Source organism: Pseudomonas sp. EMN2 (assembly GCF_009650555.1).
Lineage (GTDB): Bacteria > Pseudomonadota > Gammaproteobacteria > Pseudomonadales > Pseudomonadaceae > Aquipseudomonas > Aquipseudomonas sichuanensis.
In genome coordinates this window covers 20,640-43,819 of the sequence record NZ_VZZR01000047.1, presented here as the reverse complement: position 1 = coordinate 43,819, position 23,180 = coordinate 20,640, and the positions used below count along the sequence as shown (strand labels likewise).

Annotated in this window: 20 protein-coding genes; all 20 read left to right on the top strand. The window is 61.3% G+C overall.

All coding sequences use genetic code 11. The features are described from left to right. Positions 1-5 precede the first annotated feature (5 nt). The 20 genes from F6X61_RS15140 (at position 6) to F6X61_RS15045 (ending at position 23,097) form a co-directional block, all read left to right on the top strand. On the top strand, positions 6-1,568 hold the full coding sequence (locus F6X61_RS15140; protein WP_153787297.1) for a flagellar hook-associated protein 3: 1,563 nt from the start codon (positions 6-8) through the stop codon (positions 1,566-1,568). A 269-nt stretch (positions 1,569-1,837) separates the two neighbouring features. Next, positions 1,838-2,767, top strand: coding sequence for a ketoacyl-ACP synthase III (locus F6X61_RS15135; RefSeq protein WP_153787296.1), 930 nt, complete (start codon positions 1,838-1,840; stop codon positions 2,765-2,767). A gap of 243 nt (positions 2,768-3,010) precedes the next feature. Then, a complete protein-coding gene (locus F6X61_RS15130; RefSeq protein WP_153787295.1) occupies positions 3,011-4,423 on the top strand; it encodes a flagellin in 1,413 nt (470 codons plus the stop codon). Positions 4,424-4,498: 75 nt separating this feature from the next. Beyond that, the gene (locus F6X61_RS15125) at positions 4,499-4,852 is read left to right on the top strand and encodes a flagellar protein FlaG (RefSeq protein WP_153787294.1); all 354 of its coding nucleotides are present in this window, start codon (positions 4,499-4,501) and stop codon (positions 4,850-4,852) included. Positions 4,853-4,935: 83 nt separating this feature from the next. Beyond that, positions 4,936-6,321: a flagellar filament capping protein FliD gene (fliD, locus tag F6X61_RS15120; RefSeq protein ID WP_153787293.1), complete on the top strand. Its 1,386-nt coding sequence runs from the start codon at positions 4,936-4,938 to the stop codon at positions 6,319-6,321. Between the two features lie 128 nt (positions 6,322-6,449). Then, the gene (fliS, locus tag F6X61_RS15115) at positions 6,450-6,851 is read left to right on the top strand and encodes a flagellar export chaperone FliS (RefSeq protein ID WP_153787292.1); all 402 of its coding nucleotides are present in this window, start codon (positions 6,450-6,452) and stop codon (positions 6,849-6,851) included. Between the two features lie 19 nt (positions 6,852-6,870). Beyond that, on the top strand, positions 6,871-7,167 hold the full coding sequence (fliT, locus tag F6X61_RS15110; protein WP_153787291.1) for a flagellar protein FliT: 297 nt from the start codon (positions 6,871-6,873) through the stop codon (positions 7,165-7,167). Between the two features lie 166 nt (positions 7,168-7,333). Further along, positions 7,334-8,809, top strand: a complete 1,476-nt coding sequence (fleQ, locus tag F6X61_RS15105; RefSeq protein WP_153787290.1) for a transcriptional regulator FleQ — start codon at positions 7,334-7,336, stop codon at positions 8,807-8,809. Positions 8,810-9,128: 319 nt separating this feature from the next. After that, positions 9,129-9,899 carry a glucose-1-phosphate cytidylyltransferase gene (gene rfbF / locus F6X61_RS15100; protein ID WP_153787289.1) on the top strand — a complete coding sequence of 257 codons (771 nt, stop codon included), beginning with the start codon at positions 9,129-9,131 and terminating at the stop codon, positions 9,897-9,899. Then, the gene (rfbG, locus tag F6X61_RS15095) at positions 9,881-10,957 is read left to right on the top strand and encodes a CDP-glucose 4,6-dehydratase (protein ID WP_178125825.1); all 1,077 of its coding nucleotides are present in this window, start codon (positions 9,881-9,883) and stop codon (positions 10,955-10,957) included. The genes rfbF and rfbG overlap by 19 nt, the downstream gene beginning before the upstream one ends. Beyond that, positions 10,950-12,272: a lipopolysaccharide biosynthesis protein RfbH gene (rfbH, locus tag F6X61_RS15090; protein WP_153787288.1), complete on the top strand. Its 1,323-nt coding sequence runs from the start codon at positions 10,950-10,952 to the stop codon at positions 12,270-12,272. The genes rfbG and rfbH overlap by 8 nt, the downstream gene beginning before the upstream one ends. Next, positions 12,272-12,964: a sugar phosphate nucleotidyltransferase gene (locus F6X61_RS15085; protein ID WP_153787287.1), complete on the top strand. Its 693-nt coding sequence runs from the start codon at positions 12,272-12,274 to the stop codon at positions 12,962-12,964. The genes rfbH and F6X61_RS15085 overlap by 1 nt, the downstream gene beginning before the upstream one ends. Next, positions 12,961-14,325 (top strand): CBS domain-containing protein, encoded by a 1,365-nt coding sequence (locus F6X61_RS15080; RefSeq protein ID WP_153787286.1) that lies wholly within the window; start codon positions 12,961-12,963, stop codon positions 14,323-14,325. Before F6X61_RS15085 ends, F6X61_RS15080 begins: the two co-directional genes overlap by 4 nt. Beyond that, positions 14,322-16,220, top strand: a complete 1,899-nt coding sequence (locus F6X61_RS15075) for an N-acetylneuraminate synthase family protein (protein ID WP_153787285.1) — start codon at positions 14,322-14,324, stop codon at positions 16,218-16,220. Before F6X61_RS15080 ends, F6X61_RS15075 begins: the two co-directional genes overlap by 4 nt. Before the next feature lie 26 nt (positions 16,221-16,246). Further along, on the top strand, positions 16,247-18,052 hold the full coding sequence (locus F6X61_RS15070) for a thiamine pyrophosphate-binding protein (protein ID WP_256671369.1): 1,806 nt from the start codon (positions 16,247-16,249) through the stop codon (positions 18,050-18,052). Next, positions 18,049-18,807, top strand: a complete 759-nt coding sequence (locus F6X61_RS15065) for a TylF/MycF/NovP-related O-methyltransferase (protein ID WP_153787284.1) — start codon at positions 18,049-18,051, stop codon at positions 18,805-18,807. Before F6X61_RS15070 ends, F6X61_RS15065 begins: the two co-directional genes overlap by 4 nt. After that, entirely contained in the window at positions 18,797-19,855 is a 1,059-nt protein-coding gene (locus F6X61_RS15060) for an FkbM family methyltransferase (protein WP_153787283.1), read from the top strand. The genes F6X61_RS15065 and F6X61_RS15060 overlap by 11 nt, the downstream gene beginning before the upstream one ends. Positions 19,856-19,925: 70 nt before the next feature. Next, a complete protein-coding gene (locus F6X61_RS15055; RefSeq protein WP_178125824.1) occupies positions 19,926-20,912 on the top strand; it encodes a hypothetical protein in 987 nt (328 codons plus the stop codon). After that, the gene (locus tag F6X61_RS15050) at positions 20,903-22,183 is read left to right on the top strand and encodes a hypothetical protein (RefSeq protein WP_153787282.1); all 1,281 of its coding nucleotides are present in this window, start codon (positions 20,903-20,905) and stop codon (positions 22,181-22,183) included. Before F6X61_RS15055 ends, F6X61_RS15050 begins: the two co-directional genes overlap by 10 nt. Continuing rightward, positions 22,183-23,097 (top strand): hypothetical protein, encoded by a 915-nt coding sequence (locus tag F6X61_RS15045; protein ID WP_153787281.1) that lies wholly within the window; start codon positions 22,183-22,185, stop codon positions 23,095-23,097. The genes F6X61_RS15050 and F6X61_RS15045 overlap by 1 nt, the downstream gene beginning before the upstream one ends. Positions 23,098-23,180 lie beyond the last annotated feature (83 nt).

Below are 23,180 nucleotides of genomic sequence, written 5' to 3'. Positions count from 1 at the left end.
CCATCGTGCGTATTTCCACTGCTCAGTTCTATGAGTCGAGCGCTACCAGCTACACCAGCAACTTTGCCAACCTGATGAAGGTCAAGCAGCAGATCGATACCGGCGTGCGCATCCAGTCCGCCGGTGACGACCCGGTCGGCGCCGCGCGCCTGCTGCTGCTGCAGCAGCAACAGGCCCTGCTCAAGCAGTACGACGGCAACATGACCACGGTGAACAACTCGCTGCTGCAGGAAGAGAGCGTGCTGGCCACCATCAACGACGCCATGCAGCGCGCCAGCGACCTGGCCATTCGTGCAGGCGGCGCCGGGATCAGTGCGGCCGACCGCACCTCCATCAGCAGCGAGCTCAAGGAGATCGAGGCGAACATCTTCGGCCTGCTCAACTCGCGCGATGCCAACGGCGACTACATGTTCGGCGGCACCAAGACCTCGTCGCCGCCCTATGTGCGCAACGCCGACGGTACCTACAGCTACCAGGGCGACCAGACCCAGCTGAGCCTGCAGGTGTCCGATACCTTGAAACTGGCGACCAACGACACTGGCTTCAGCATCTTCGATTCGGCCAAGAACAAGAGCCGTACCGAGTCCGCCCTGGTGGCGCCGCCGGTCGATGATGGTCGTGTCGCGGTCTCGCCGGGCCTGCTGACCTCGAGCAGCGCGTACAACAGCAACTTCAATGCCGGCCAGCCGTACAAGGTCACCTTCACCAGTGCCACCCAGTACACCGTGACCGATGCCCTGGGTAACGACATCACTGCCGAAACCCCGACCAATGGCACCTTCGACAGCAAGGCCGAGGGCGGTAACCGCATCGCGTTCCGGGGTGTCGAGTTCGAGATCACCGTCACGCTGCAGGAAGGCGATGACCCCAATGCTGCCGTCGCCGGCCATGAGTTCTCCTTGCAGGCGCGTCCCGACTCCCTGACCACCGTCCGTGGCGCCGGCAACCCCTCGAGCGCGCAGATCACCAGTGGTGCTGTAACCGACCAGGCGGCCTACCGCAGCGCGTTCCCCGACAGCGGGGCGGTGATCAAGTTTACCGGTGCCAACACCTATGAGCTGTATGCGCAGCCCTTGACCGCCGACAGCAAGGTGGTGGCCAGCGGTACCTTCACCGCACCAGCGCTGACGGTGGCAGGTGTCACCTATCAGGTGTCCGGCACGCCGCAGGCGGGTGACCAGTTTGCGGTCAATGCCAACACCCACCAGAACCAGAGCGTGCTGGAGACCATCAGCCAGCTGCGTACCGCGCTGGATGCGCCGGGCACCGGTGATGCGGCGAACACCGCGCTGAAGAACTCCATCGCTTCGGCGGTCGCCAACCTGGCCAGTGCCCGCGAGCAGGTCGATATCACCCGCGGCTCCATCGGTGCGCGCGGTAACTCGCTCGATATCCAGCGCCAGGAAAACACTAGCCTCACCACCGCCAACAAGGCGACCCAGGACGCCATCGGCAACACCGACATGGCTGATGCGTCGATCATGCTGGCGCTGCACCAGGCCATGCTGCAGGCTTCGCAGCTGAGCTTCACGCAGATCTCCAAGCTGAGCCTGTTCAACCAGATGTAATTGACCAGGTGTCCAAAAGCCCCGGCCAGCCCCGTGCTGCCGGGGCTTTTTTGTGCCTGGGGAACGGCGCTGAGGGGCGGTTGGCAATAAATGAGTGTGACCAATGAGTCAAATCGCGCATCTTCCCTGTATTCTATGCGGCAGCTGCTGCAGCAATTTGTTACCGGTTCGCCAGCGACCAGCCTGATGTCGGCTTGTCACGGATCCGGTAGTGGGCGCCCTCAATTCACCGAGTGGCGGTCTTTGCCTGTTTTCATTGGGAAGCCAGAATGATTGGCATCAAAAGCATCGCGAGTTACGTGCCCACCGCTGGCCTGGACAACTACGTTCAGGGTGCGAAGTTTGGCAAGGACGAAGAGTTCATGTTCGGCAAGATCGGCGCGTCGTTCCTGCCGCGCAAGGCCGAAGAGCAAGAAACCTCCGACCTGTGCGTCGAGGCTGCCCGGGCCTTGTTCGCCAGCAATCCCGAGCTCGATCCGCAGTCGATCGATGTGTTGATCGTGGTCACCCAGAACGGTGACGAAGAGGGGCTGCCGCACACCGCGGCCATCGTCCAGCACAAGCTGGGCCTGTCCACCCGGGTGGCGGCGTTCGACGTTTCGCTGGGCTGCTCCGGCTACGTCTACGGCCTGTACGCGATCAAGGGCTTCATGCAGGCGGCGGGGCTGAAGAACGGCCTGCTGATCACCGCCGACCCGTATTCGAAGATCGTCGACCCGGAAGACCGCAACACCACCATGCTGTTCGGCGATGCCGCCACCGCCACCTGGATGGGCGAGGACGCGGTATGGCAACTGGGCGAGGCGCGTTTCGGTACCGACGGTTCCGGTGCCGAGCACCTGAAGGTCACCAACGGCAATTTCTTCATGAACGGCCGCCAGGTGTTCAACTTTGCCCTGGTCAAAGTGCCGGCGCACCTGCATGAGCTGCTCGAAGCCAGTGGCCTGCAGTCGGCCGATATCGATGCCTTCTGCATCCACCAGGGCAGCGCGGCGATCGTCGATGCGGTGGCGCGACGCTTCGAAGAGCAGCATCCGGAGAAGTTCGTCAAGGACATGCTCGAAACCGGCAATACCGTCTCTTCGAGCGTGCCGCTGCTGCTGCAGAAGCACATGCTCGACAGCAGCTGGAAGCGCGTGGCCATCAGTGGCTTTGGCGTGGGCCTGTCGTGGGGCTCGGCGATTCTCTATCGCGGCTGATCCGACGCGGTCAAAAAAAGCGCCTGGCGTATTCCGCCAGGCGCTTTTTTTTGCCTTCGAATCGGTGTTGAGAAGCCATAACCCCCTGATTTCTTAGGGGTGGCAGCGTGATGGCATTTTTTTTTTGCAAATGCCCTCAAGCAACCCCCGCAAACGACGATAAACATTACGAAGGTTCTCTAGGCCATACCCGGCGGATGCCAGGGCCGGAAGCCGCAGTACCCATCCAACGAGGATTTCGTCATGGCTTTAACTGTAAACACCAACATTGCTTCGGTTACTACTCAGGTTAACCTGAACAAGGCCAGCACCGCCCAGACCACTTCGATGCAGCGCCTGTCTTCCGGCCTGCGCATCAACAGCGCCAAAGACGACGCTGCCGGCCTGCAGATCGCCAACCGTCTGACCAGCCAGATCAACGGCCTGGGCCAGGCAGTGAAGAACGCCAACGACGGTATCTCGATCGCCCAGACCGCCGAAGGCGCGATGCAGGCTTCGACCGACATCCTGCAAAAAATGCGTACCCTGGCTCTGTCCTCGGCTACTGGCTCCCTGAGCGCCGACGACCGTAAGTCGAACAACGACGAATACCAGGCTCTGACTTCCGAGCTGAACCGTATCTCCGCTACCACCACCTTCGGTGGCCAGAAGCTGCTGGACGGCTCGTACGGCACCAAGGCCATCCAGGTCGGCGCCAACGCCAACGAAACCATCAACCTGAGCCTGGAAAACGTTGCTGCCAGCAACATCGGTTCCCAGCAGGTCAAGTCCACCGCCATCGCCCCGAGCGCGAGCGGCCTGGCTGCTGGCAGCCTCTCCGTAACCGGCAACGGCCAAACCGCCACTGTCGCCTACGCTGCTGGTGCCTCCGCCAAGCAGATCGCCAGCGATCTGAACGGCTCGATCGGTGGTCTGACTGCAAACGCCAGCACCGAACTGCAACTGGACGTTACCGCTGCTACTCCAGCCAACTTCAAGCTGTCTGTCGGTTCCAGCGGCACTGTTGACTTCGTGGGCGTGACTGACAAGGCCGGCCTGGCCGACCAGCTGAAATCCAACGCTGCCAAGCTGGGTATCAGCGTCAACTACGACGAAGTCAAGAAAACCCTGAGCATCAAGTCGGACACCGGTGAGAACATCAGCTTCTCGGGTGCTGACGCCAACGCCCAGGCCAACATCTCGATCGCTGCCAAAGACGGCTCCGGCAACTTCGCTACTCCTGCTGCTCTGGGTGCTGCTGCCATCGTCGTCACCGGTCAGGTCTCGCTGGACTCGGCCAAAGGCTTCTCGCTGGGCGGCGCTACTGCTCTGTTCGGTGCTGCAACCGTTACCTCGGCCAAGACCACCATCTCGCAAACCGACGTCACCGACGCCACCAAGGCCCAGAACGCCCTGGCCGTCATCGACAAGGCCATCGGTTCGATCGACAGCGTCCGTTCGGGCCTGGGTGCTACCCAGAACCGTCTGACCACCACCGTCGACAACCTGCAGAACATCCAGAAGAACTCCACCGCTGCCCGTTCCACCGTGCAGGACGTGGACTTCGCTTCGGAAACTGCAGAGCTGACCAAGCAGCAGACCCTGCAGCAGGCTTCGACTGCGATCCTGTCGCAGGCTAACCAGCTGCCATCCTCGGTCCTGAAACTGCTCCAGTAATTCAGGCGCCTGAGTAAGAGGTGGAAGGGCGCGTTTACGTGCCCTTTCACCTTTTTGACATGAGGAGTTCGAAGCATGGACATGAGTGTCAAGTTGAACCAGATGTACCCTTCGATGCCGCCCCAGGCTGCAGCGACGGCCAAGGACCCGGTGGTGGCGCCTGTCAAGGTGCAGGAGGCTGCGCCTTCTGAAGACAAGCCGCACACCCGTGAGGACCTGGAGAAAGCGGTGGGCGATATTCGTGATTTCGTCCAGTCGAGCCAGCGCAAGCTGGACTTCTCCATCGATGATTCAACCGGCCAGGTAGTGGTCAAGGTCATCGCCACCGAATCCGGTGACGTGATCCGCCAGCTGCCGTCGGAAACCGCGCTGAAGCTGGCACAAAGCCTCAGCGAAGCTGGCAGCCTGCTGTTTGACGGCAAGGCATAGGCTGGCATGATTTTTGTTGCTGTCGGTCATTTGATGGATTTATCCGCCAAGGATCCGGCAGCTACTGAACAAGGAGAGCAATGATGGCAGGTACAACAGTCAGCGGTATCGGATCGGGCATCGATACCCAGGCGATTGTGAAGTCTCTGGTGGACGCGCAAAAGGCGCCGAAGCAGACACAGATCAATACCCAGACACTGAAGGCAACCACCACGTTGTCCTCTATCGGCAAGATCCAGGCAGCACTGGATGCCTTCCGTGGCGCCCTGACCAGCATGACCACCGGCAACAGCTTCGGTGGCCTGAGCCTGAAGTCCTCGGATGAAAAGGTTGCGACCATCACCGCAGGGGCGGGCGCAGCCAACGGCTCCTTCAACCTGGTGGTGACCCAGCTGGCGTCGGCTTCCAAGGTCTCCACCAAGGTGTACGCCGGTGGCGCGACCAGCGTGGTCAACGCCGGTACCAGTACGACCAAGCTGACCATCACCCAGAACGGCAAGGCTCACGACGTGAGCATTCCCCCTGGGGCCACGCTGCAAGACGTGCGTGAGAACATCAACAGCCAGTTCGGCACGGCGGGCTTCAGTGCCAACATCCTGACCGATGCCTCGGGTTCGCGCCTGGTCATTACGTCCACCAAGATGGGCGAGGGCTCCGAGATCACGCTGGGCGGGAACTCGGGTGTCGACCTCGGGTATACCGAGGTGGATAAGCCCAAGAACGCCGAGTACACGCTCGATGGCATCGCCATGACGTCCAAGAGCAATGACATCACCGATGCGGTGAGTGGGCTGAACATCAAGCTGGTGGGCAAGTCGCCGGAAGATACCAAAGGCAATATCACGCCAACCACGCTTTCGCTGACCACCAGTTCGATTGCGTTGAAGTCTGGCCTCAAGGGCTTCATCGATACCTACAACGCATTGATCAAAGTGGTCAACGCAGAGACCAGGGTCACCAAGAATGCCGACGGCAGCGTGACTGCGGCGGCCCTTACCGGTGATGCATCCATGCGTGCGCTGATGACCTCCATCCGCGAAGAAATGAATGCGCTGTCCGGCAACGGCACCTTGAAGTCGCTTGCTGCGTTTGGCGTCACTACCGCCCAGGACGGCGGCTCGCTGAGTCTGGACGACAAGAAGTGGGACAAAGCCGCTGCCACCAACGCCGCTGACCTTACCAGCATCTTCAACGGCAAGGACGGCCTGATTGCGCGCCTGCAGAATGTCACCGAGCCCTACGCCAAGGCCGCCACCGGCACCCTGGCCGAGCGCAGCAAGACCCTGACCGAAAGCCTGACCAAGCTCAAGTCCGAACAAGACACCTTGGACACGCGCATGGAGGCCTTGCAAAAGAGCCTGCAGGACAAGTACAACAACATGGATACCCTGGTCACCCAGTTGCGCCAGCAGCAGAACAACGTGCTGGGCACGCTCAACGCCCTGAACAACGCCAAGAGCGACAAGTAATCAGTGATGGATGCGAATGGCCGGGCCTGATGCCCGGCCTTTTTGCACCGGCCGGTAAAGTTTTGACCTTCCGGCCCGATACAGGGACTATCGAACCTTAAGTTTTTTGCCCGTTACGAGGTCGCAAGATGAATCCCATGAGAGCCCTTCGTCAGTACCAGAAGGTCAATTCCCATGCCCAGATTTCCGAAGCCACACCCCATCGCCTGGTGCAGATGCTGATGGAAGGTGGCCTCGATCGCATGGCCCAGGCCAAGGGCGCGCTGGCCCGCGGCGACATCGCCGAGAAGGGCCTGATGCTGGGCAAGGCCATCGACATCATCATCGGCCTGAATGACGGCCTGGATGCGCAGAAAAGCCATGATCCAGCGTACATCGAGCAGCTTTCCAGCCTCTATGCCTATATGACCAACCGGTTGATGCAGGCCAATATCGACAACGACCCGGCCATCATCGACGAAGTCGCGCAGTTGCTGATCACTGTCAAAAGCGGTTGGGATGCCATCGCCGACGCGCAACCGGCCGAATGAGTCGGTAGGAGAGAGCAAGGTGAATTGCGAGCTGCAACGATTCGACGAAACCCGTGAGGCTCTGCTGGCCGCCCTGGGCGCGCGCGACTGGGACGCGATCGGCAAGCTCGATGAGAGCTGCCGTGGCTGTATCGACGACATGCTCAAGGCGCCGGAGCTGGACGAAGCGGTGGTCAAGGCGCGCCTGGAAGACTTGCTGCAGGTCTACCGCGAACTGCTCGACGTCACAATGGGCGAGCGCCAGGCCATCGCCGATGAAATGACGCAGATCAATCAAGCAAAGAATGCGTCGAAGGTTTACCATTTGTTCAGTTAAGATGCACCGAACTGGGGAAAAGGCGCCATAAATTTGACTATGCAGGCCTTTTTGACTTAACTAGTGGCTGTTTTCGAATTTCAGACGTCCGAACACTGACCATTCAGTCGGGATGATGTCGCGCACGCCCGCCGGGCGCCGATATGACTAGGGAAGTTGCTATTGCATGTGGCGTGAAACCAAGATTCTCCTGATCGATGACGACAGCGCTCGCCGCCGCGATCTGGCGGTGGTCCTGAACTTTCTCGGCGAAGAAAACCTCCCGTGCTCCAGTGATGACTGGCAGCAGACGGTAGAGTCCCTTGCCTCCAGCCGCGAAGTGCTGTGCGTGCTGATCGGGGCGGTGAAGTCGCCGGCCAGTGTGCTGGGGCTCCTTAAGACAGTGGCCGCGTGGGATGAGTTCCTTCCGGTGCTGTTGCTGGGTGAAATTTCTTCTGCCGAGTTCCCCGAAGAGCTGCGCCGTCGCGTGCTGTCCAACCTCGAGATGCCGCCGAGCTACAGTCAGGTGCTCGATTCGCTGCACCGCGCCCAGGTGTACCGCGAGATGTACGACCAGGCCCGCGAGCGCGGCCGCCAGCGCGAGCCCAACCTGTTCCGTAGCCTGGTGGGCACCAGTCGTGCCATCCAGCATGTGCGGCAGATGATGCAGCAGGTGGCCGATACCGACGCCAGCGTGCTCATCCTCGGCGAGTCCGGCACCGGCAAGGAGGTGGTGGCGCGCAATCTGCACTACCACTCCAAGCGCCGTGAAGCACCCTTCGTGCCGGTCAACTGCGGGGCGATTCCGGCAGAGCTGCTCGAAAGCGAACTGTTCGGCCACGAAAAGGGCGCCTTCACCGGGGCCATCACCAGCCGTGCCGGGCGTTTCGAGCTGGCCAACGGCGGTACGCTGTTCCTCGACGAAATCGGCGACATGCCGCTGCCCATGCAGGTCAAGCTGTTGCGGGTGTTGCAGGAGCGCACCTTCGAGCGTGTGGGCAGCAACAAGACGCAAAGCATCGATGTGCGCATCATCGCTGCGACCCACAAGAACCTCGAGAGCATGATCGAGGACGGGACCTTCCGCGAAGACTTGTATTACCGGCTGAACGTGTTCCCCATCGAGATGGCGCCATTGCGTGAGCGGGTTGAAGACATTCCGCTGCTGATGAACGAGCTGATCTCGCGCATGGAGCACGAGAAGCGCGGCTCGATCCGTTTCAACTCCGCCTCGATCATGTCGCTGTGCCGGCATGGCTGGCCGGGTAACGTGCGCGAGCTGGCCAACCTGGTGGAGCGCATGGCGATCATGCATCCGTATGGGGTGATCGGCGTGTCGGAGCTGCCGAAGAAATTCCGCTACGTCGACGACGAAGACGAGCAGTTGGTGGACAGCCTGCGCAGCGACCTCGAAGAGCGCGTGGCGATCAACGGCCACACGCCGAACTTCTCCAATCACGCGATGCTGCCGCCAGAGGGCCTGGACCTCAAGGACTACTTGGGCAGCCTTGAGCAGGGTCTGATCCAGCAGGCGCTGGACGATGCCAATGGTATCGTTGCGCGCGCGGCTGAACGTTTGCGTATTCGTCGCACCACCCTGGTCGAGAAAATGCGCAAATACGGCATGAGCCGCCAGGGCGGCGAGGACCAGGCGGAGGATTGACGCCCGGTATCCCGATCTTTTCGCGAGCTTGCCCGCGAAAAGATCGGTAAAGGTAGCCTGCATACCCATCTGCGCCGCGACCGTCGGCAGCAATCGATTCTGTGCCGCTTGGCCGTGCGAGAGAGCACGACGCCCCAGGCCGAGCCGCGCTCGCAGAGCTGCTCAAGCGGCACTGACACTCATTAAAAAGTCCGCAGGGACAAAACCGATTCCGCAGCGTCCGCTGTCTTAAAGCAGGCATGCGTTTTGCTTTGGCTAGCATAAAGGGCCAGGGGACAGTTTTTTGTCACCCCTCCGACCAATGCGGACCAACAGCATAATGAAAGCAGTCATTCTGGCCGGTGGGCTGGGCACACGCATCAGCGAAGAATCCCACCTGCGCCCCAAGCCGATGATCGAGATAGGCGGCAAACCGATCATCTGGCACATCATGAAGATCTACTCGCACTACGGTATCAACGACTTCGTCATCTGCCTGGGCTACAAGGGCTACGTGATCAAGGAGTATTTCGCCAATTACTTCCTGCACATGTCGGACGTGACCTTCGACATGGCGCAAAACCGCATGGATATCCACAACCGCCATGCCGAACCTTGGCGAGTGACGCTGGTGGATACCGGGGAAAACACAGCCACCGGTGGCCGCCTCAAGCGTGTCCGTGAGTACGTTGGCGATGAAACCTTTTGCCTGACTTACGGCGACGGTGTGTCCGACGTCGATCTCCCGCGACTTATCGACTTCCACCGGCAGCACGGCAAGCTGGCCACGGTAACCGCCGTGCAGCCGCCGGGGCGTTATGGCGCGCTGGATGTGCAGGGCGAACAGGTACGCGGCTTCCAGGAAAAACCGTTGGGAGACGGTGGCTGGATCAATGGTGGCTTCTTCGTGCTCGAACCGGCCGTGCTCGATTACATCGAGGGCGATGCCACCACCTGGGAAAACGAACCCATGCGTCGTCTGGCCGAGGACGGCCAGCTGATGAGCCACCTGCACCGTGGTTTCTGGCAACCGATGGATACTCTGCGTGATCGCATGCTGCTCGAAGCGCACTGGAAGAACGGCGAAGCCGCATGGCAGCTATGGCGCTGAATCCGGCATTCTGGGCGGGGCGCCGAGTCCTGCTGACCGGGCATACCGGCTTCAAGGGCGGTTGGCTGGCCGTATGGCTGCGCCAGCTGGGCGCCGAACTGCGCGGCTTCGCCTTGCCTGCCGCAACCACGCCATCGCTGTGGCAGGTTGCGCAGTTGCAACAGCAGGTGCCCGGTGATTTCGCCGATATCCGTGATGCCTCGGTCCTGGCCCGAGCCCTGCAGGATTTCCAGCCCGAACTGGTGCTGCACCTGGCGGCTCAGCCACTGGTGCGTGAATCCTATCGTGCGCCTGCGGACACCTACGCAACCAATGTCATGGGGACGCTCAACCTGCTCGAAGCGGTGCGCGCCACGCCCTCCGTCCGTGCTGTGCTGGTGGTGACCACAGACAAATGCTACGAGAACCGCGAGTGGCCCTGGCCCTACCGGGAGCAGGATGCCCTGGGCGGCTTCGATCCCTATAGCAGCAGCAAGGCCTGTGTCGAGCTGCTGTGCGCGAGCTACCGCGACTCTTTCCTGCGCTCCTCTGGCGTTGCCCTGGGCACTGCGCGTGCGGGCAACGTGCTGGGTGGCGGGGATTGGTCTGCCGAACGCCTGTTGCCGGATATCTTTCGTGCCTGGCAGGCCGGTCAAGAGGTGACCTTGCGTTATCCCGATGCGACGCGACCCTGGCAGCACGTGCTCGACCCGCTGATGGGCTACCTGCAGCTGGCGCAGGGGCTGCTCACCGATGCCGAGCAGCATGCCGCAGCCTGGAACTTCGGCCCTGACAGCGCCGGGCTGGCCACCGTCGGCGAGATCGTCGAACGCCTTGCCAGCCGTTGGCCAGGCGAGGCTCGCTGGTCGGTTGCCAGTGATGCCCAGCCGCACGAAGCCGGTCTGCTGGCCCTGGACTCCAGCAAGGCGCGGCAAAAGCTTGGCTGGGCGCCGCGCTGGTCGCTGGATGACACCCTGAAACATACCCTGGACTGGCATCTGGCCTGGCGCGCAGGGCGTGACATGAACATCGTTACCCGCGAGCAGCTCGCGGTTCACCAAGGCGGAACCCATGAGTGACAGTACGGCGCAGCAGTTGCGCCAACAGATTGCCGAACTGGTCGGGCGTTACGCCGAGCTGCAGATGGCACCCAAACCCTTCGTGCCCGGGCAGAGCAGCGTTCCGCCTGCCGGCAAGGTGATCGGTGCGGGCGAACTGCAGGCCATGACCGAGGCCGTGCTGGATGGCTGGCTGACCACCGGGCGCTTCAACGAGGCGTTTGAAAAGCGCCTGGGCAAGTACCTGGGGCGCCGCTGCGTGCTCACCACCAACTCCGGCTCGTCGGCCAACCTGCTGGCGTTTTCCGCCCTGACCTCGCCACGCCTGGGTGAGCGAGCGATCAAGCCTGGCGACGAGGTGATCGGCGTTGCCGCCGGTTTCCCGACCACCGTCAACCCGATCCTGCAGTTCGGCGCGGTACCGGTGTTCGTCGATGTCGAGATGGGTACCTACAACATCAACCCGGCGCTGATCGAAGCGGCCATCGGTCCGAAGACCAAGGCCATCATGCTGGCCCATACCTTGGGCAATCCCTTCGACCTGAGTGTCATCCGCGCCCTGTGCGACAAGTACGGTCTGTGGTTGATCGAAGACTGCTGCGATGCCCTGGGTTCCACTTATCAGGGGCGCATGGTCGGCACCTTCGGTGATATCGGCACCCTCAGTTTCTACCCGGCGCACCACATCACCATGGGCGAGGGCGGAGCGGTGTTCACCGACTCCCCGTTGCTCAAGCGCATCATCGAGTCGTTCCGCGACTGGGGCCGCGATTGCTATTGCCCGCCGGGCGAGGACAACACTTGCAGCAAGCGTTTCTGCTGGCAGCTGGGTAGCTTGCCGGAAGGCTACGACCACAAGTACACCTACTCGCACCTGGGCTACAACCTCAAGATCACCGACATGCAGGCCGCATGCGCGCTGGCGCAGATGGATCGGGTCGACGATTTCGTTGCCGCGCGCAAGCGCAACTTCGCCTGGCTCGGCGAGCGCCTGGCCGGTTGTGCGGACAAACTGATCCTGCCGCAGGCCACCCGCGAAAGCGACCCTTCCTGGTTCGGCTATCCGATCACCTTGCGCGATGGCTGCGGCGTAAAGCGCGTCGAGCTGTTGCGCTACCTGGATGAGCAGGGCGTGGGTACACGCCTGCTGTTCGCCGGCAATCTGACCCGCCAGCCCTACATGCAGGGGCAGCAATACCGGGTGGCCGGCGAGCTGCCGGTAACCGACAAGATCATGAACGACACGTTCTGGATCGGCCTCTGGCCGGGTTTGAGCGACGACCATCTGGAGCATGCGGCGCGCAGTATCGAAACCTTCCTGCAGAGGCTGTGCTGATGCGCGCCTATGTCCTGTGTGGCGGTTTCGGTACACGCCTGCGCAGCGTCACGGACGCGCAGAAGGCCCTGGTACCCGTTCACGGTGAGCCCTTTCTGGCGCGCGTATTGAGCCAGCTGGCCAGTGCCGGCATCAGCGAAGGCGTGCTGTGTGCGCATTACCGCGCCGAGCAGGTGGCCGAGCAGCTTGCCGAGTTGTCTCGCCATGCGCAGCTGCCACTGTCGCTGGTGGTGGAGCAGAGCCCACTGGGCACGGGCGGCGCACTGCTCAATGCATTGCGTGAGCAGCCTGCTCAGGGGCGGTATCTGGTACTCAACGCCGACACCTTTGTGGACGCGCAAGGTTATCGGCAGATGCTGCTGAGCGAAGGCAATGCCGTGCTGGCTGCGCGGGTCGATGACCGCGGCCGTTATGGCAGCCTGGCGCTCGATGCCACGGGGCATCTGGCTGGCTTGCGGGAAAAGGGCCTGCAGGGGCCCGGCCTGATCAACGCGGGGGTTTATGCCTTCACCGCGCCGGCCTTCGCCGACATTCCCGTTCGCGCGTGCTCCATGGAGCACGATCTGTTGCCCGGGTTGCTCCAGCGAGAGACCGTATCCGTTGTCGATTACAGCGGGCGCTTTATTGATATCGGCACGCCAGAATCGCTCGCGCGCTACACCGACGAATTTTTTCCGGATTTATCGCTATGAGCCTGCTGGTGCAGAACCTGAGCATTGGCGAACGCCAGAGCATTCTTGATGCGGTCAAGTGCATCGAGGCAGGCGCCTTGCAGATCGCCTTTGTGGTGGCCGACGATCAGCGTTTGCTGGGTGTGGTCACCAACGGTGATGTACGTCGCCACCTGCTGCAGGGCGGCCAGACCGACCTGCCGGTAACCACCTGCATGAACAGCCATTACCGCGCCGTTCAGGCTGGTGCGTCGCGCGAGGAGTTGCTCAAGGCATTCGACCTTGGTTTCAACGCCATCCCGGCCGTGGATGAGCAGGGGCGCCTAGTCGAGGTCTACACCCGGCTGATGGCAGCCAGCCCGGAAGTGCCGGTGCTGGCACGGGCACGTGCGCCGGTACGCATGAGCTTCTGCGGCGGCGGTGCCGACCTGACCTATTTCTTCATCGACCACCCGGCAGCGGTGCTCAGCTGTACCGTCGGGCTCTATGCCCATGCCACCCTGGTTCCCCGGGGCGACCGCGGCATCCGTATTTTCTCCGAGGACCTGGGGCGGGAGGAGGACTACGACTCCCTGGCCGATCTGCTGGCCGCCAGTGAAAAAAGCCTGTTGGCGACCATCGTTTCGGTGATCAAGCCGCAATACGGCTTCGACCTCTACCTGCGCTCGGACTTTCCGGTGGGCTCCGGGCTGGGTGGCTCTTCCGCTGCGACCACGGCCACCATCGCGGTATTCAATGAACTGCGCCAGGATCGCTGGAGCACTTACGAGATCGCCGAACTGGCGTTCCAGGCCGAGCGCCTGTGCTTCGGTATCGCCGGTGGCTGGCAGGACCAGTACGCCTCGGCGTTCGGCGGCTTCAACCTGATCGAGTTCGAGAACCAGCGCAACCTGGTGCACCCGATTCGCCTGGAAGAGGCGATCCGCAATGAGCTGGAATCCTGCCTGGTGTTGTGCGACACCGGCATTTCCCACGACTCCGGCCGTCTGCATGATCTGCAACGCGAGGAGATGCAGGCTGAGTCCTCGCAAACCGACCTGCTGCACGCCAGCGTGGCGCTGTGCCGGCGCATGCACCGCTATCTGATTCGCGGTGAGCTGCGCGATTTCGGCCTGTGCCTGGACGAAGCCTGGCGTCTGAAAAAGCGCTTTTCCTCGGCCATCAGCCATGGGCGCCTCGACGAGATCTACGCCGCTGCACTGGCGGCCGGCGCGCTCGGCGGCAAGCTGCTCGGCGCCGGTGGCGGTGGGTTCTTCCTGTTCTACGTACAACCCCAGCATCGCCAGCGGGTGGTGCATGCGGTGCGCGCACTGGGCTGCCAGACTCAAGGCTTCCGCTTCGAGTCCTGCGGTGTTACTTCCTGGCGGACGAAAATCCAATGACCCCAATTATTCTCGATGGCATCGCCCTGGGTGGCGAGCGTGTCTATGTCATCGCCGAAGCCGGCAACAACCATAACGGCTCGCTGGCATTGGCCAAGCAACTGGTGGATGCCGCCATTGCGGCGGGCGCCGACTGCGTCAAGTTCCAGTTGCGCAACCGCGAGGCGCTGTACCGGCGCAAGGCCGATGGCTCGCGTGCCGAAGACCTCGGCGTGGAGTACATCCAGGACCTGCTGGACAAGGTCGAACTGAGCCTTGACGAGCATCGCCAGCTGCGCGCCTACTGCGCGCAACAAGGCATCACCTACCTGTGTACCCCCTGGGATGAACCCAGTGTCGATGCCTTGGCCGCGTTCGACGTGGCGGCGCTGAAAATCGCCTCGGCGGACCTCTGCAACCCCTACCTGATCGCCAAGGCCGCCAGCCTGGGCAAACCGCTGATCCTGTCCACCGGCATGTCCTTCGAGCACGAAATCATCCGTGCCATCGAACAGCTCAATGCCCTGGGCACGCCCTTCGCGCTGCTGCACTGCAACAGCGCCTACCCGGCGCCGGAAGGGGATATCCAGCTCGGCTATCTGCGCCGCTTGCAGCAGCTGCACGGCCTGATCGGCTACTCCGGCCATGAGCGCGGCATCGCCATTACCCTAGGTGCCGTAGCCCTGGGTGCCAAGCTGGTGGAGCGCCACATTACCCTGGACCGCAACATGGAAGGCCCGGATCACCTGGCCAGCCTGGAGCCTGCCGAATTCCGCCAGCTGGTGGATGGCATCCGCCAACTGGAGCTGGCGCTGCCCTGGCAAGGTCCTGGCCGTCATGCCAGCCAAGGGGAATTGCTGAACCGCGAGAACCTCGGCAAGAGCGTGATCGCTGCATGCGAGATCCCCCGTGGTGCAGTCCTGGAGCCGGGTATGCTGCGCATCGCCAGCCCTGGCCAGGGCCTGGCGCCATACCGGCTGCCGGAGCTGCTGGGCAAGCCAGCCCAGCGCGACATCGCCCAGGGTGATTTTCTGTTCGAGAGCGACCTGCAGGAACAGCCTGCCGAGCAGAAGCTTGCGTTCGACATGCCGATTCGTTGGGGGGTGCCGGTGCGCTATCACGACTTCCTCGATTACCGTCGGCGCATCGAGCCGGATCTGTTCGAGTTTCACCTGTCCTACCGCGACCTCAGCCTGAAACCGCAGCCCTTCCTGGCCCAGGTGGAATGCTCGCGCCTGGTGGTTCACGCCCCGGAGCTGTTCGAGAACAGCGAACTGCTGGACCTGGTGGCGGACGACCTGGCCTATCGCCGGCGCTCTATCGACAACCTGCAGCGCGTGGTCGATGCCACCCTGCAGATCGGCGAGTTCTTCCCCGCAGCCGATGCCCGGCTGATCGTCGCCAACATCGGTGGTTTTTCTGCCGACGCGCCACGCCCGCTGGCCATGCGCCCCGAGCTCTACGAGCGTTTCCATGACGCCTGTCGCCAGGTGGACTTCGCCGGCACCGAGCTGATCCCGCAGAACATGGCGCCGTTCCCCTGGCACTTCGGCGGTCAGCGCCACCAGAACATTTTCATGATGCCCGACGAACTGGCGGCCCAGGCCCGCGAGCATGGCCTGCGCCTGTGCCTGGACCTGTCGCACCTGCAGATGACCTGCTTCCACTTCGGCCTCGACTTCCAGGCCGCACTGGCGCTGCTGCTGCCGCACTCGGCGCACCTGCACGTGGCGGACGCCAAGGGCACCAACGGCGAAGGCGTGCTGATGGGCACCGGCGACATCGACTGGCCGGCCAGCTGGGCACAGATTCGCCAACATCCCGAGGTCAGCTTCATTCCTGAAGTCTGGCAAGGGCACAAGGATCATGGGGCCGGCTTCTGGTCGGCACTGCAGTATTTGACGCGGCTTGCTTAAGTGCCGGTTTCGAGGGGGAATTCAAGGTGACACAGACTATCCGTGTAGCGGACTACATCATGGAGCGCCTGGCGCGTCTGGGCGTGGGGCAGGTCTACTTCCTGCCTGGCGGCGGTGCCATGCACCTCAACGACGCGTTGGGGCGCCACCCTGAGCTTGAGCCGGTGCTGTGCCTGCACGAGCAGGCGGCGGCGATTGCCGCTGAAGCCGCCGGCAAGCTCACCGGTGGTCCGGCGGCGTGCATGACCACCTGCGGCCCGGGCGCGACCAATACGGTTACAGCAGTGCTCGGTGCCTGGCTGGACTCGACACCGGTGTTCTTCGTGTCCGGCCAGGTCAAAAGTGCTGACCTCAAGGCCGGTACTGGCTTGCGCATGCTGGGCGTGCAGGAAGCCGACATCGTTTCGATTGTCGAACCGATCACCAAGGCGGCGGTCACCCTGACCGACCCCGAGGCGGTAGCCGAGGTCTTCGACCAGCTTGAACATGCCGCGCTCAGCGGCCGTCGTGGCCCGGTGTGGCTGGATGTACCTCTGGATGTGCAGGCTGCCCGGATCGACCCCGCGACCTTGCGCCGGGCGCAGTTGCCTGCGGCCAGCGAGCAACCGGACATCAGCGCGGCGGTTGCGCAAACCTTGAGCTTGCTGCGCCAAGCCAAGCGCCCGGGCATCATCGCCGGTAGCGGCATTCGCATGGCGGGTGCGGTTGAAGCTTTCAACCAGTTGATCGAAGCCGCAGGCGTACCGGTCATGCCGACCTGGCTGGCCATGGACATCATCGAAGACGAGCATCCACTTTACGGTGGCCGTCCTGGCTCCATTGCACCGCGCTGGGCCAACTTTGCCCTGCAGAACTGCGACCTGCTGATTGTCCTTGGCTCGCGTCTGGATATGGCCTTGACTGCCTACAACCATGCCCACTTCGCGCCCTATGCGAAGAAAGTCGTGGTGGATATCGACCCGGCGGAAATCGCCAAGCTGCAGATGCCCATCGAGGTCTCGGTAGTCTCCGACGTCAAACCCTTCATCGAAGCGTTGGCTGCGCAAATCGGCCGTGATCGCCTGCCGTCCTACGCTGACTGGCTGGCGCGCATCGCGCAATGGCGGGAGCAATACCCGCTGCTGCAGAGCGAGCACGCCGACGACAGCCAGGGCGTGAGCATGTACTACTTCACCGACCAGTTGTCCTCGCTGCTCAATGAAGGTGACGTGATCGCGCCGGGCAGTTCAGGTTTCGCCTCCGAGTTGTTCCTGCTCAATCTGCGCCTCAAGAAGGGCCAGCGTTGCTTCCACAACCGTGGCACGGGCTCGATGGGTTTTGGCATCCCGTCGGCAATCGGCGCGTGCCTGGCCTCCGGGCGCAAGCCGACCGTCTGTGTTGAAGGCGACGGTGGCTTGCAGTTGAACATCCAGGAGCTGGCGACCCTGGCCGCGCAGAAGCTGCCGGTCAAATGCTTTGTCATCAACAATCAGGGCTATGCCTCGATTCGTGCATCGCAAAGTGCGCATTTCAAGCTGCTGGTCGGTGCCGATGCCACCAGCGGCCTGCAACTGCCGGATCTGGCCCAGCTGACCAGTGCCTATGGCGTGGGTTACGCGCGCATCGAGTCGCATGCCGACCTGCAGGCCAACCTGCAGGCTGTGCTGGAGCGCGATGGCCCGGTGATCATCGAGGTGCTGGTCCAGGTCGAAGAACCACGGATACCGCGTGTCATGACCCGCATGGATGAAAACGGCAAGCCGGTAACCGGTGCCCTGGAAGACTTGTATCCGTTCCTCAGCAGCGAAGAGCTGGCGCAGCAGATGGCCGTTTCCCTGGAAGCCCAGGCATGAAAGTGTGGCTCAAGCGCCGCTTGACCGGGTTGTGCTACGGCTACCTGCGTAGCCAGCGCGACTGGGCGCATGAAAAATCGCCGCGGGTGCGTCATGCCCGCGTGCTGCCCATGGCCAGCCACGCGCCCTGGGTCAATGACAGCGCGTTTCTGAAGACTTACGAGAGCGTGCGTCAGCACACGCTGGTCGACATCATGCGCTTGTACGAGCTGTGGACGCTGGCGCGTCAGCTGGAGCACGTCGAGGGTGATTTTCTCGAGGTTGGCGTGTGGCGCGGTGGCTCGGGGTGCTTGCTGGCAATGGCCGGCCAGCGTGAGGGGCGTAGCGTGTTCTTGGCTGATACCTTCACTGGCGTAGTCAAGGCCGGGGCACACGACACCCGCTACAGCGGTGGCGAGCATGCCGACACCGACGTCGGTCTGGTCCTGGAGTTGGCCAAGCGCTGCCAAGTGGCAGATAGCGTGCGCGTACTGGTCGGCATGTTCCCAGAGAGCAATGCCGAACGGGTCAGCGACAGGCTGGCGTTGCTGCATATCGATGTGGACGTTTTCGAGTCCGCCCGCGATGTATTGCTTTGGGCTGCCCCCAGGCTTGTGCGCGGCGCCGTGGTGGTGTTCGACGATTACGGGTTCTACGGCTGTGAAGGGGTAACGCGCATGGTCGATGAGTTCGTCGCGCAGAACAGCGGATATCGCTTCCTGCACAACCTCAATGGGCATGCCGTGCTGATCAAGGTAGCGGACCATGGCGAATGAGTTCGGCTACGACCACCTGCTGATCTACGGGGCCAGGCTCGCCGGGCGGCGTGTACGGGACTATCTGGCTGCTCGTGGGCAGCGCGTGGATGCTTTTCTCGATCGCGATGAAAGCCTGGCTGAAGTGGACGGAGTACCGGTCTTCAGCGCTCAGGGCTGGGCTGCCAAGCATGACCCGGCCAAAGCCTGTGTGTTGATCGGTGTGTTCAACGCCCATGTGGATACCAAGACCATTTTCGATGATCTGGAGGCTTTGGGGTTTGGCCGTCTGGTCAGCCTGGTCGAGTTCGTACGCCTTTATCCAGAAGACCAGCCATTTCGTTACTGGCTGGTTGCCCCCGGCTTCTATGAACAGCATGCATCGCGTATTGCAGCGTTGCGCGTTGCGCTTGAGGATGAAGCCAGCAAACAGCTGCTGGACGCGATAGTCGAGTACCGCACCCTGGGTGATCCGCGTTGCCTTCCTGCGGTCACAGGCCAGCAGTATTTCCCGGCAGACCTGCCGCGCTTGCCGGAACCACTGCGCTTTATCGATTGCGGTGCCTACGTCGGCGACACCGTTGAGGAATTGCTGGCTGCCGGGTTTGCCTTTACCAGCCTTGCGACATTCGAACCGGATCTGGATAACTACCGCCAGCTGACGGCGCAGCTTGGCAAGGTGCCGGGCGCGATTCATTTTCCTTGCGGCGTGTCGGACAGCAACCGCTTGAGCGGATATGACCCCAGCCTGGGGGCGGGTGGCCACCTTGTCGAATCTGGCGGCAATCCGGTGTGCTGTGTGCGCCTGGATGATGCCTTGCCAGGGTTCGCGCCGAACTTCCTCAAGATGGATATCGAAGGCGAAGAGCCGGCAGCGCTGCGAGGCGCGCAGGCGCTGCTGCGTGCCCATCGCCCGCACCTGGCCATCAGCATCTATCACCGTGCGGAACATCTCTGGGAAATAGCCGAGCAGTTGCAAGGCTATGAGTTGGGCTACCGCTTCTATCTGCGCTGTCACTCGCCCAGTAGCTTTGATGCAGTGCTCTACGCGATACCTGGAAAGCCGTGAGCAGCATCTCTGCTTTTTCATCAGCGAAATGCCTGGCGGTCGCTTTGCAAGGAAATTGGACGTGCGGTCAATGAATAAACCTTCGACGATAGACGAGCCCGTCGTCATCTACGGTGGCGGTCAGATAGGTGTTGGTTTTTGCCGGCGCTTGCTGCAAGGCGGCGTGAATGTTCGCGCCATCATCGATCGCAATCCGCAGGGCGTAACGAATGCGCCGGTCCCGGTGATGACGGTGGAGCAGTGCATTCAAAGCAATGGCAATGCGCTGGTGTTCGTGGCGATAGGCAATGGCCTTGCCCACCCGGCCATTGCACGTGCCTTGCACGGCGTTGGCTACAAGAGGGTCTTGCACCTGCCCGTGTTTCTTCGCGGGGAAAGGGCGGCGGCCATGACGCAGGCGTGGAACGCATTTTATTCGGGTGATTATGCAGTGCCGTTCTGCAGTGTCGACGAACTGTACACCGTACGTGCCGGCGACTACCTGTTGGGCGCGTTTTCAGATTATGTGACGGCCATCGTGCACAAAGATGATGTCTACACCGTAAGGCGATCCTACGAAGGCATCGAGCACGATTACGCTGATTACTTTAAATGGCAAGGCCAGGAACAGGACGTTATCGACAAGGCGACCAATGTCCGGCTGGATGATCCGGCGGTCAAGGCGCTACTGCCTTGTGATGAATTGTTTACCCAAGAACAATTGGATTTCTATCGCGCGAAAACCTTCTTTGATATGGGCCACTATTATCGCGAGGCGGCGTCCGTCGCGGTGTTTGATGGTGTCTTGCATCGCTTCAATATCCTCGATGGCTCTCACCGCGCCTTCTATCTGGAGCGTCAGGGCTTCGATGGTATCCCGCTGAAAATGAAGCGCGCGGAATGGGACGCTTATTTCAGAGAGCGCCAGGCGCAGGCGCTGATGGATCATTGCAGGCAGTTGCAGTCGCTCCCGGCAGTCGTCAAGCATCCTGCTTTCATGTCATTCCCGGTACTCGAGCGTGAGCCAGACGCCGAGTTCCTGCGCCTGCTCGAGGGGGTGTGCCCGCCATGCTGTTGACTGCTGATACGCCGATAATCCTGTACGGTGCTGCCCATCGTGGAACGATGGTTTCGCGCTATCTGAAGGGGCGCCTTAACGTTGTTGGCTTTATCGACAAGCGTGCTGCCGAGATAACCCATCACGAGGGGCTGCCGGTCAGCTGTGTCGCCGATGCAGATAAAACGGCACTCGTCATCGTCTGTGTAAACAACATTTTTGAACACGAAAGCATTGCACTGAGTCTGGCGGCAGAGGGGTTCGAGCGGGTTGTCTTTTGCCCTGTAAACGGGTCCAACATGGCGTGGCGATCCGCTGAAGAGCGGACGCAGATGGCAAGTGTTCACAACGCTATCATCGACGAGCAGCTGGCCTTGCCCGTCGAAGTTCCCGCTTTGCATGGGCTGTTTCGTCCGGAGTACAAGGATGATGCGCTGATCAGTGCCGAAGACGCTGAGGTGCTGGCGTGGATACCCGCCTGGTTGGTCTGTGCACGCCGAAACGGCAATGGGCTGTTCAAGGACAGCCCGGTGTTTACCCTGTTCCCCTACCTGGAGCTGTTCAAGTGGTTCGATGGCGAGGCTGACGCAACCCCGAACCATTACATGGACCTCTACTGTCGCAACGCGGCCGATCAATTCGGTATCGCGCAAACAGACGCGTGGGTGGAAAACGTGCTCAGAAGCCGCAGGCAGGTGTATGAGCGCATGCGGCAAACCGAATCCGTCGATCCCTTGTTCTTCTTGAATCATGCGGTCAAGGCGGATTGGAACAGTGATGAAAGTCACTTCAACATGGACAGCGGCAAGCACCGTGCAGCGTTCCTGATCCATCGCAAGCGCTCACTGGTTCCGCTCAAACTATCCAATGCGGACTATGAGGCCTACCTCAATCGGCCCGCGTTGAAGGCACTGATCGATTGCATGCTGCGATCCAGCATCACCGAACTGCCTTATCCCGTGATGCATTCGTACTTTCTGAGAGTCCCTTACCGGGCAGAAAGTGCTTTTTATGAGACGTTGCTGAAGTCATGCCGTGCCCTCGTGCTGAAGAATTTCAGCGAGACCGGCAGGGTTAGCCTTGGCGGCGTTCGACTGCGGGTAGAAAGCGCGGATCTTGAGCCATTGGCACAAGCGTTTGCCGTGCTGGGTTGTTCAGTTCACCACACTTATCAAGCAAGCGAGTTTGACCGAGCTGTCAGGGATTTGTATCGCATTTCCGATCGCTTCGCCCGGGCGGGCCATGTGCCGGCGGCGTGTGACTTTGTACTGGATGAGTGGGTGGCTCGATAATGCGTGCGCAACTGATTGATGTGTGTGCGAAGCCTGACTTGCAGGAGCAGGTGGACGATGTCATTGAGCGAATGGAGCGGCACTGTCCAGTGCGCATCCTGTGCTACTCGCTGATGGGCTCCATTCCCCTTGGTATGGGGAATGCTTCGTCTGATTATGATTTGCTGGCATTTTACCAGCCGCAGAAAGTAATAAGTCCAGATCAGTACGATGTGATCAATAACAAGAGCCCTCTGCTGGGGGCGGCGCATCTTGCCGGGCAGGTGAATTTGCTGCTGGCTGACAGTGAGCTGTGTTCGTCGCGCTTTGTGGAGATGCCTGAGGCGGTTTTTTCTCGAGACTATCCTCATCACCTGAATTCGCTGACAGTTCATGATCGTGCGTTTGATATTTCCGTGGTGCCTGGTGACACCTCGCCCAAGGTGGCCTCGATTTTTTCCGATATGTTTTATTATGGCGGCGGTGTGTTGACCGATCGCCTGGGTAGCGTTCGAGATAATTTTGCGCAGATGAAACACTTTCTTCGCGTCTACGACTTTTGCAAGCGCCGGTTTGTGACTACCTATGGACGGCTTCAGTACTACCTTGTCGAGCCGGGTAACGTCAGGCTGCGTACCTATTTGCAAAGTATCAACGATATATTGGCCATTGAGTATGCGCTCGATCGCCTCGATGTGCCGCCGGCAGATGTTTCGGTGATGTTGAATTATCTTGATGATGCGCAGGTGCTGGATATTGCCCGGCACTATGTCGAGATTAACAGCAGCACCACGATGGCAAAGGAAAAGCTACTGCTTGATCCAAACCCGATCTTGAATCAATGGATCTCCGAGAGGCTGGAGCGGATAAGGCCACGCTTGGTGGCGTTGTACCCGCACCGCGCAGATGCACTGTTCAACGTCGTTATTGATTGACTAGGGCGAGCGCGTTGTTTTGGGTGCTTGGTTTGATTTTTGTTGCAGGATGGCAGTCCCCGGTCATTCTGATCTGTTAGGCA

Bases quoted from the DNA above. Each gene is read 5' to 3' on its own strand.
- F6X61_RS15125 (WP_153787294.1), top strand. From the start codon at position 4,499: ATGGACATGAGTGTCAAGTTGAACCAGATGTACCCTTCGATGCCGCCC.
- F6X61_RS15045 (WP_153787281.1), top strand. From the start codon at position 22,183: ATGCGTGCGCAACTGATTGATGTGTGTGCGAAGCCTGACTTGCAGGAG.
- F6X61_RS15055 (WP_178125824.1), top strand. From the start codon at position 19,926: ATGAATAAACCTTCGACGATAGACGAGCCCGTCGTCATCTACGGTGGC.
- rfbG (WP_178125825.1), top strand. From the start codon at position 9,881: ATGGCAGCTATGGCGCTGAATCCGGCATTCTGGGCGGGGCGCCGAGTC.
- rfbH (WP_153787288.1), top strand. From the start codon at position 10,950: ATGAGTGACAGTACGGCGCAGCAGTTGCGCCAACAGATTGCCGAACTG.
- fliS (WP_153787292.1), top strand. From the start codon at position 6,450: ATGAATCCCATGAGAGCCCTTCGTCAGTACCAGAAGGTCAATTCCCAT.
- F6X61_RS15060 (WP_153787283.1), top strand. From the start codon at position 18,797: ATGGCGAATGAGTTCGGCTACGACCACCTGCTGATCTACGGGGCCAGG.
- fliD (WP_153787293.1), top strand. From the start codon at position 4,936: ATGGCAGGTACAACAGTCAGCGGTATCGGATCGGGCATCGATACCCAG.
- F6X61_RS15130 (WP_153787295.1), top strand. From the start codon at position 3,011: ATGGCTTTAACTGTAAACACCAACATTGCTTCGGTTACTACTCAGGTT.
- fleQ (WP_153787290.1), top strand. From the start codon at position 7,334: ATGTGGCGTGAAACCAAGATTCTCCTGATCGATGACGACAGCGCTCGC.
- F6X61_RS15050 (WP_153787282.1), top strand. From the start codon at position 20,903: ATGCTGTTGACTGCTGATACGCCGATAATCCTGTACGGTGCTGCCCAT.
- F6X61_RS15080 (WP_153787286.1), top strand. From the start codon at position 12,961: ATGAGCCTGCTGGTGCAGAACCTGAGCATTGGCGAACGCCAGAGCATT.
- rfbF (WP_153787289.1), top strand. From the start codon at position 9,129: ATGAAAGCAGTCATTCTGGCCGGTGGGCTGGGCACACGCATCAGCGAA.
- F6X61_RS15135 (WP_153787296.1), top strand. From the start codon at position 1,838: ATGATTGGCATCAAAAGCATCGCGAGTTACGTGCCCACCGCTGGCCTG.
- F6X61_RS15085 (WP_153787287.1), top strand. From the start codon at position 12,272: ATGCGCGCCTATGTCCTGTGTGGCGGTTTCGGTACACGCCTGCGCAGC.
- F6X61_RS15065 (WP_153787284.1), top strand. From the start codon at position 18,049: ATGAAAGTGTGGCTCAAGCGCCGCTTGACCGGGTTGTGCTACGGCTAC.
- F6X61_RS15075 (WP_153787285.1), top strand. From the start codon at position 14,322: ATGACCCCAATTATTCTCGATGGCATCGCCCTGGGTGGCGAGCGTGTC.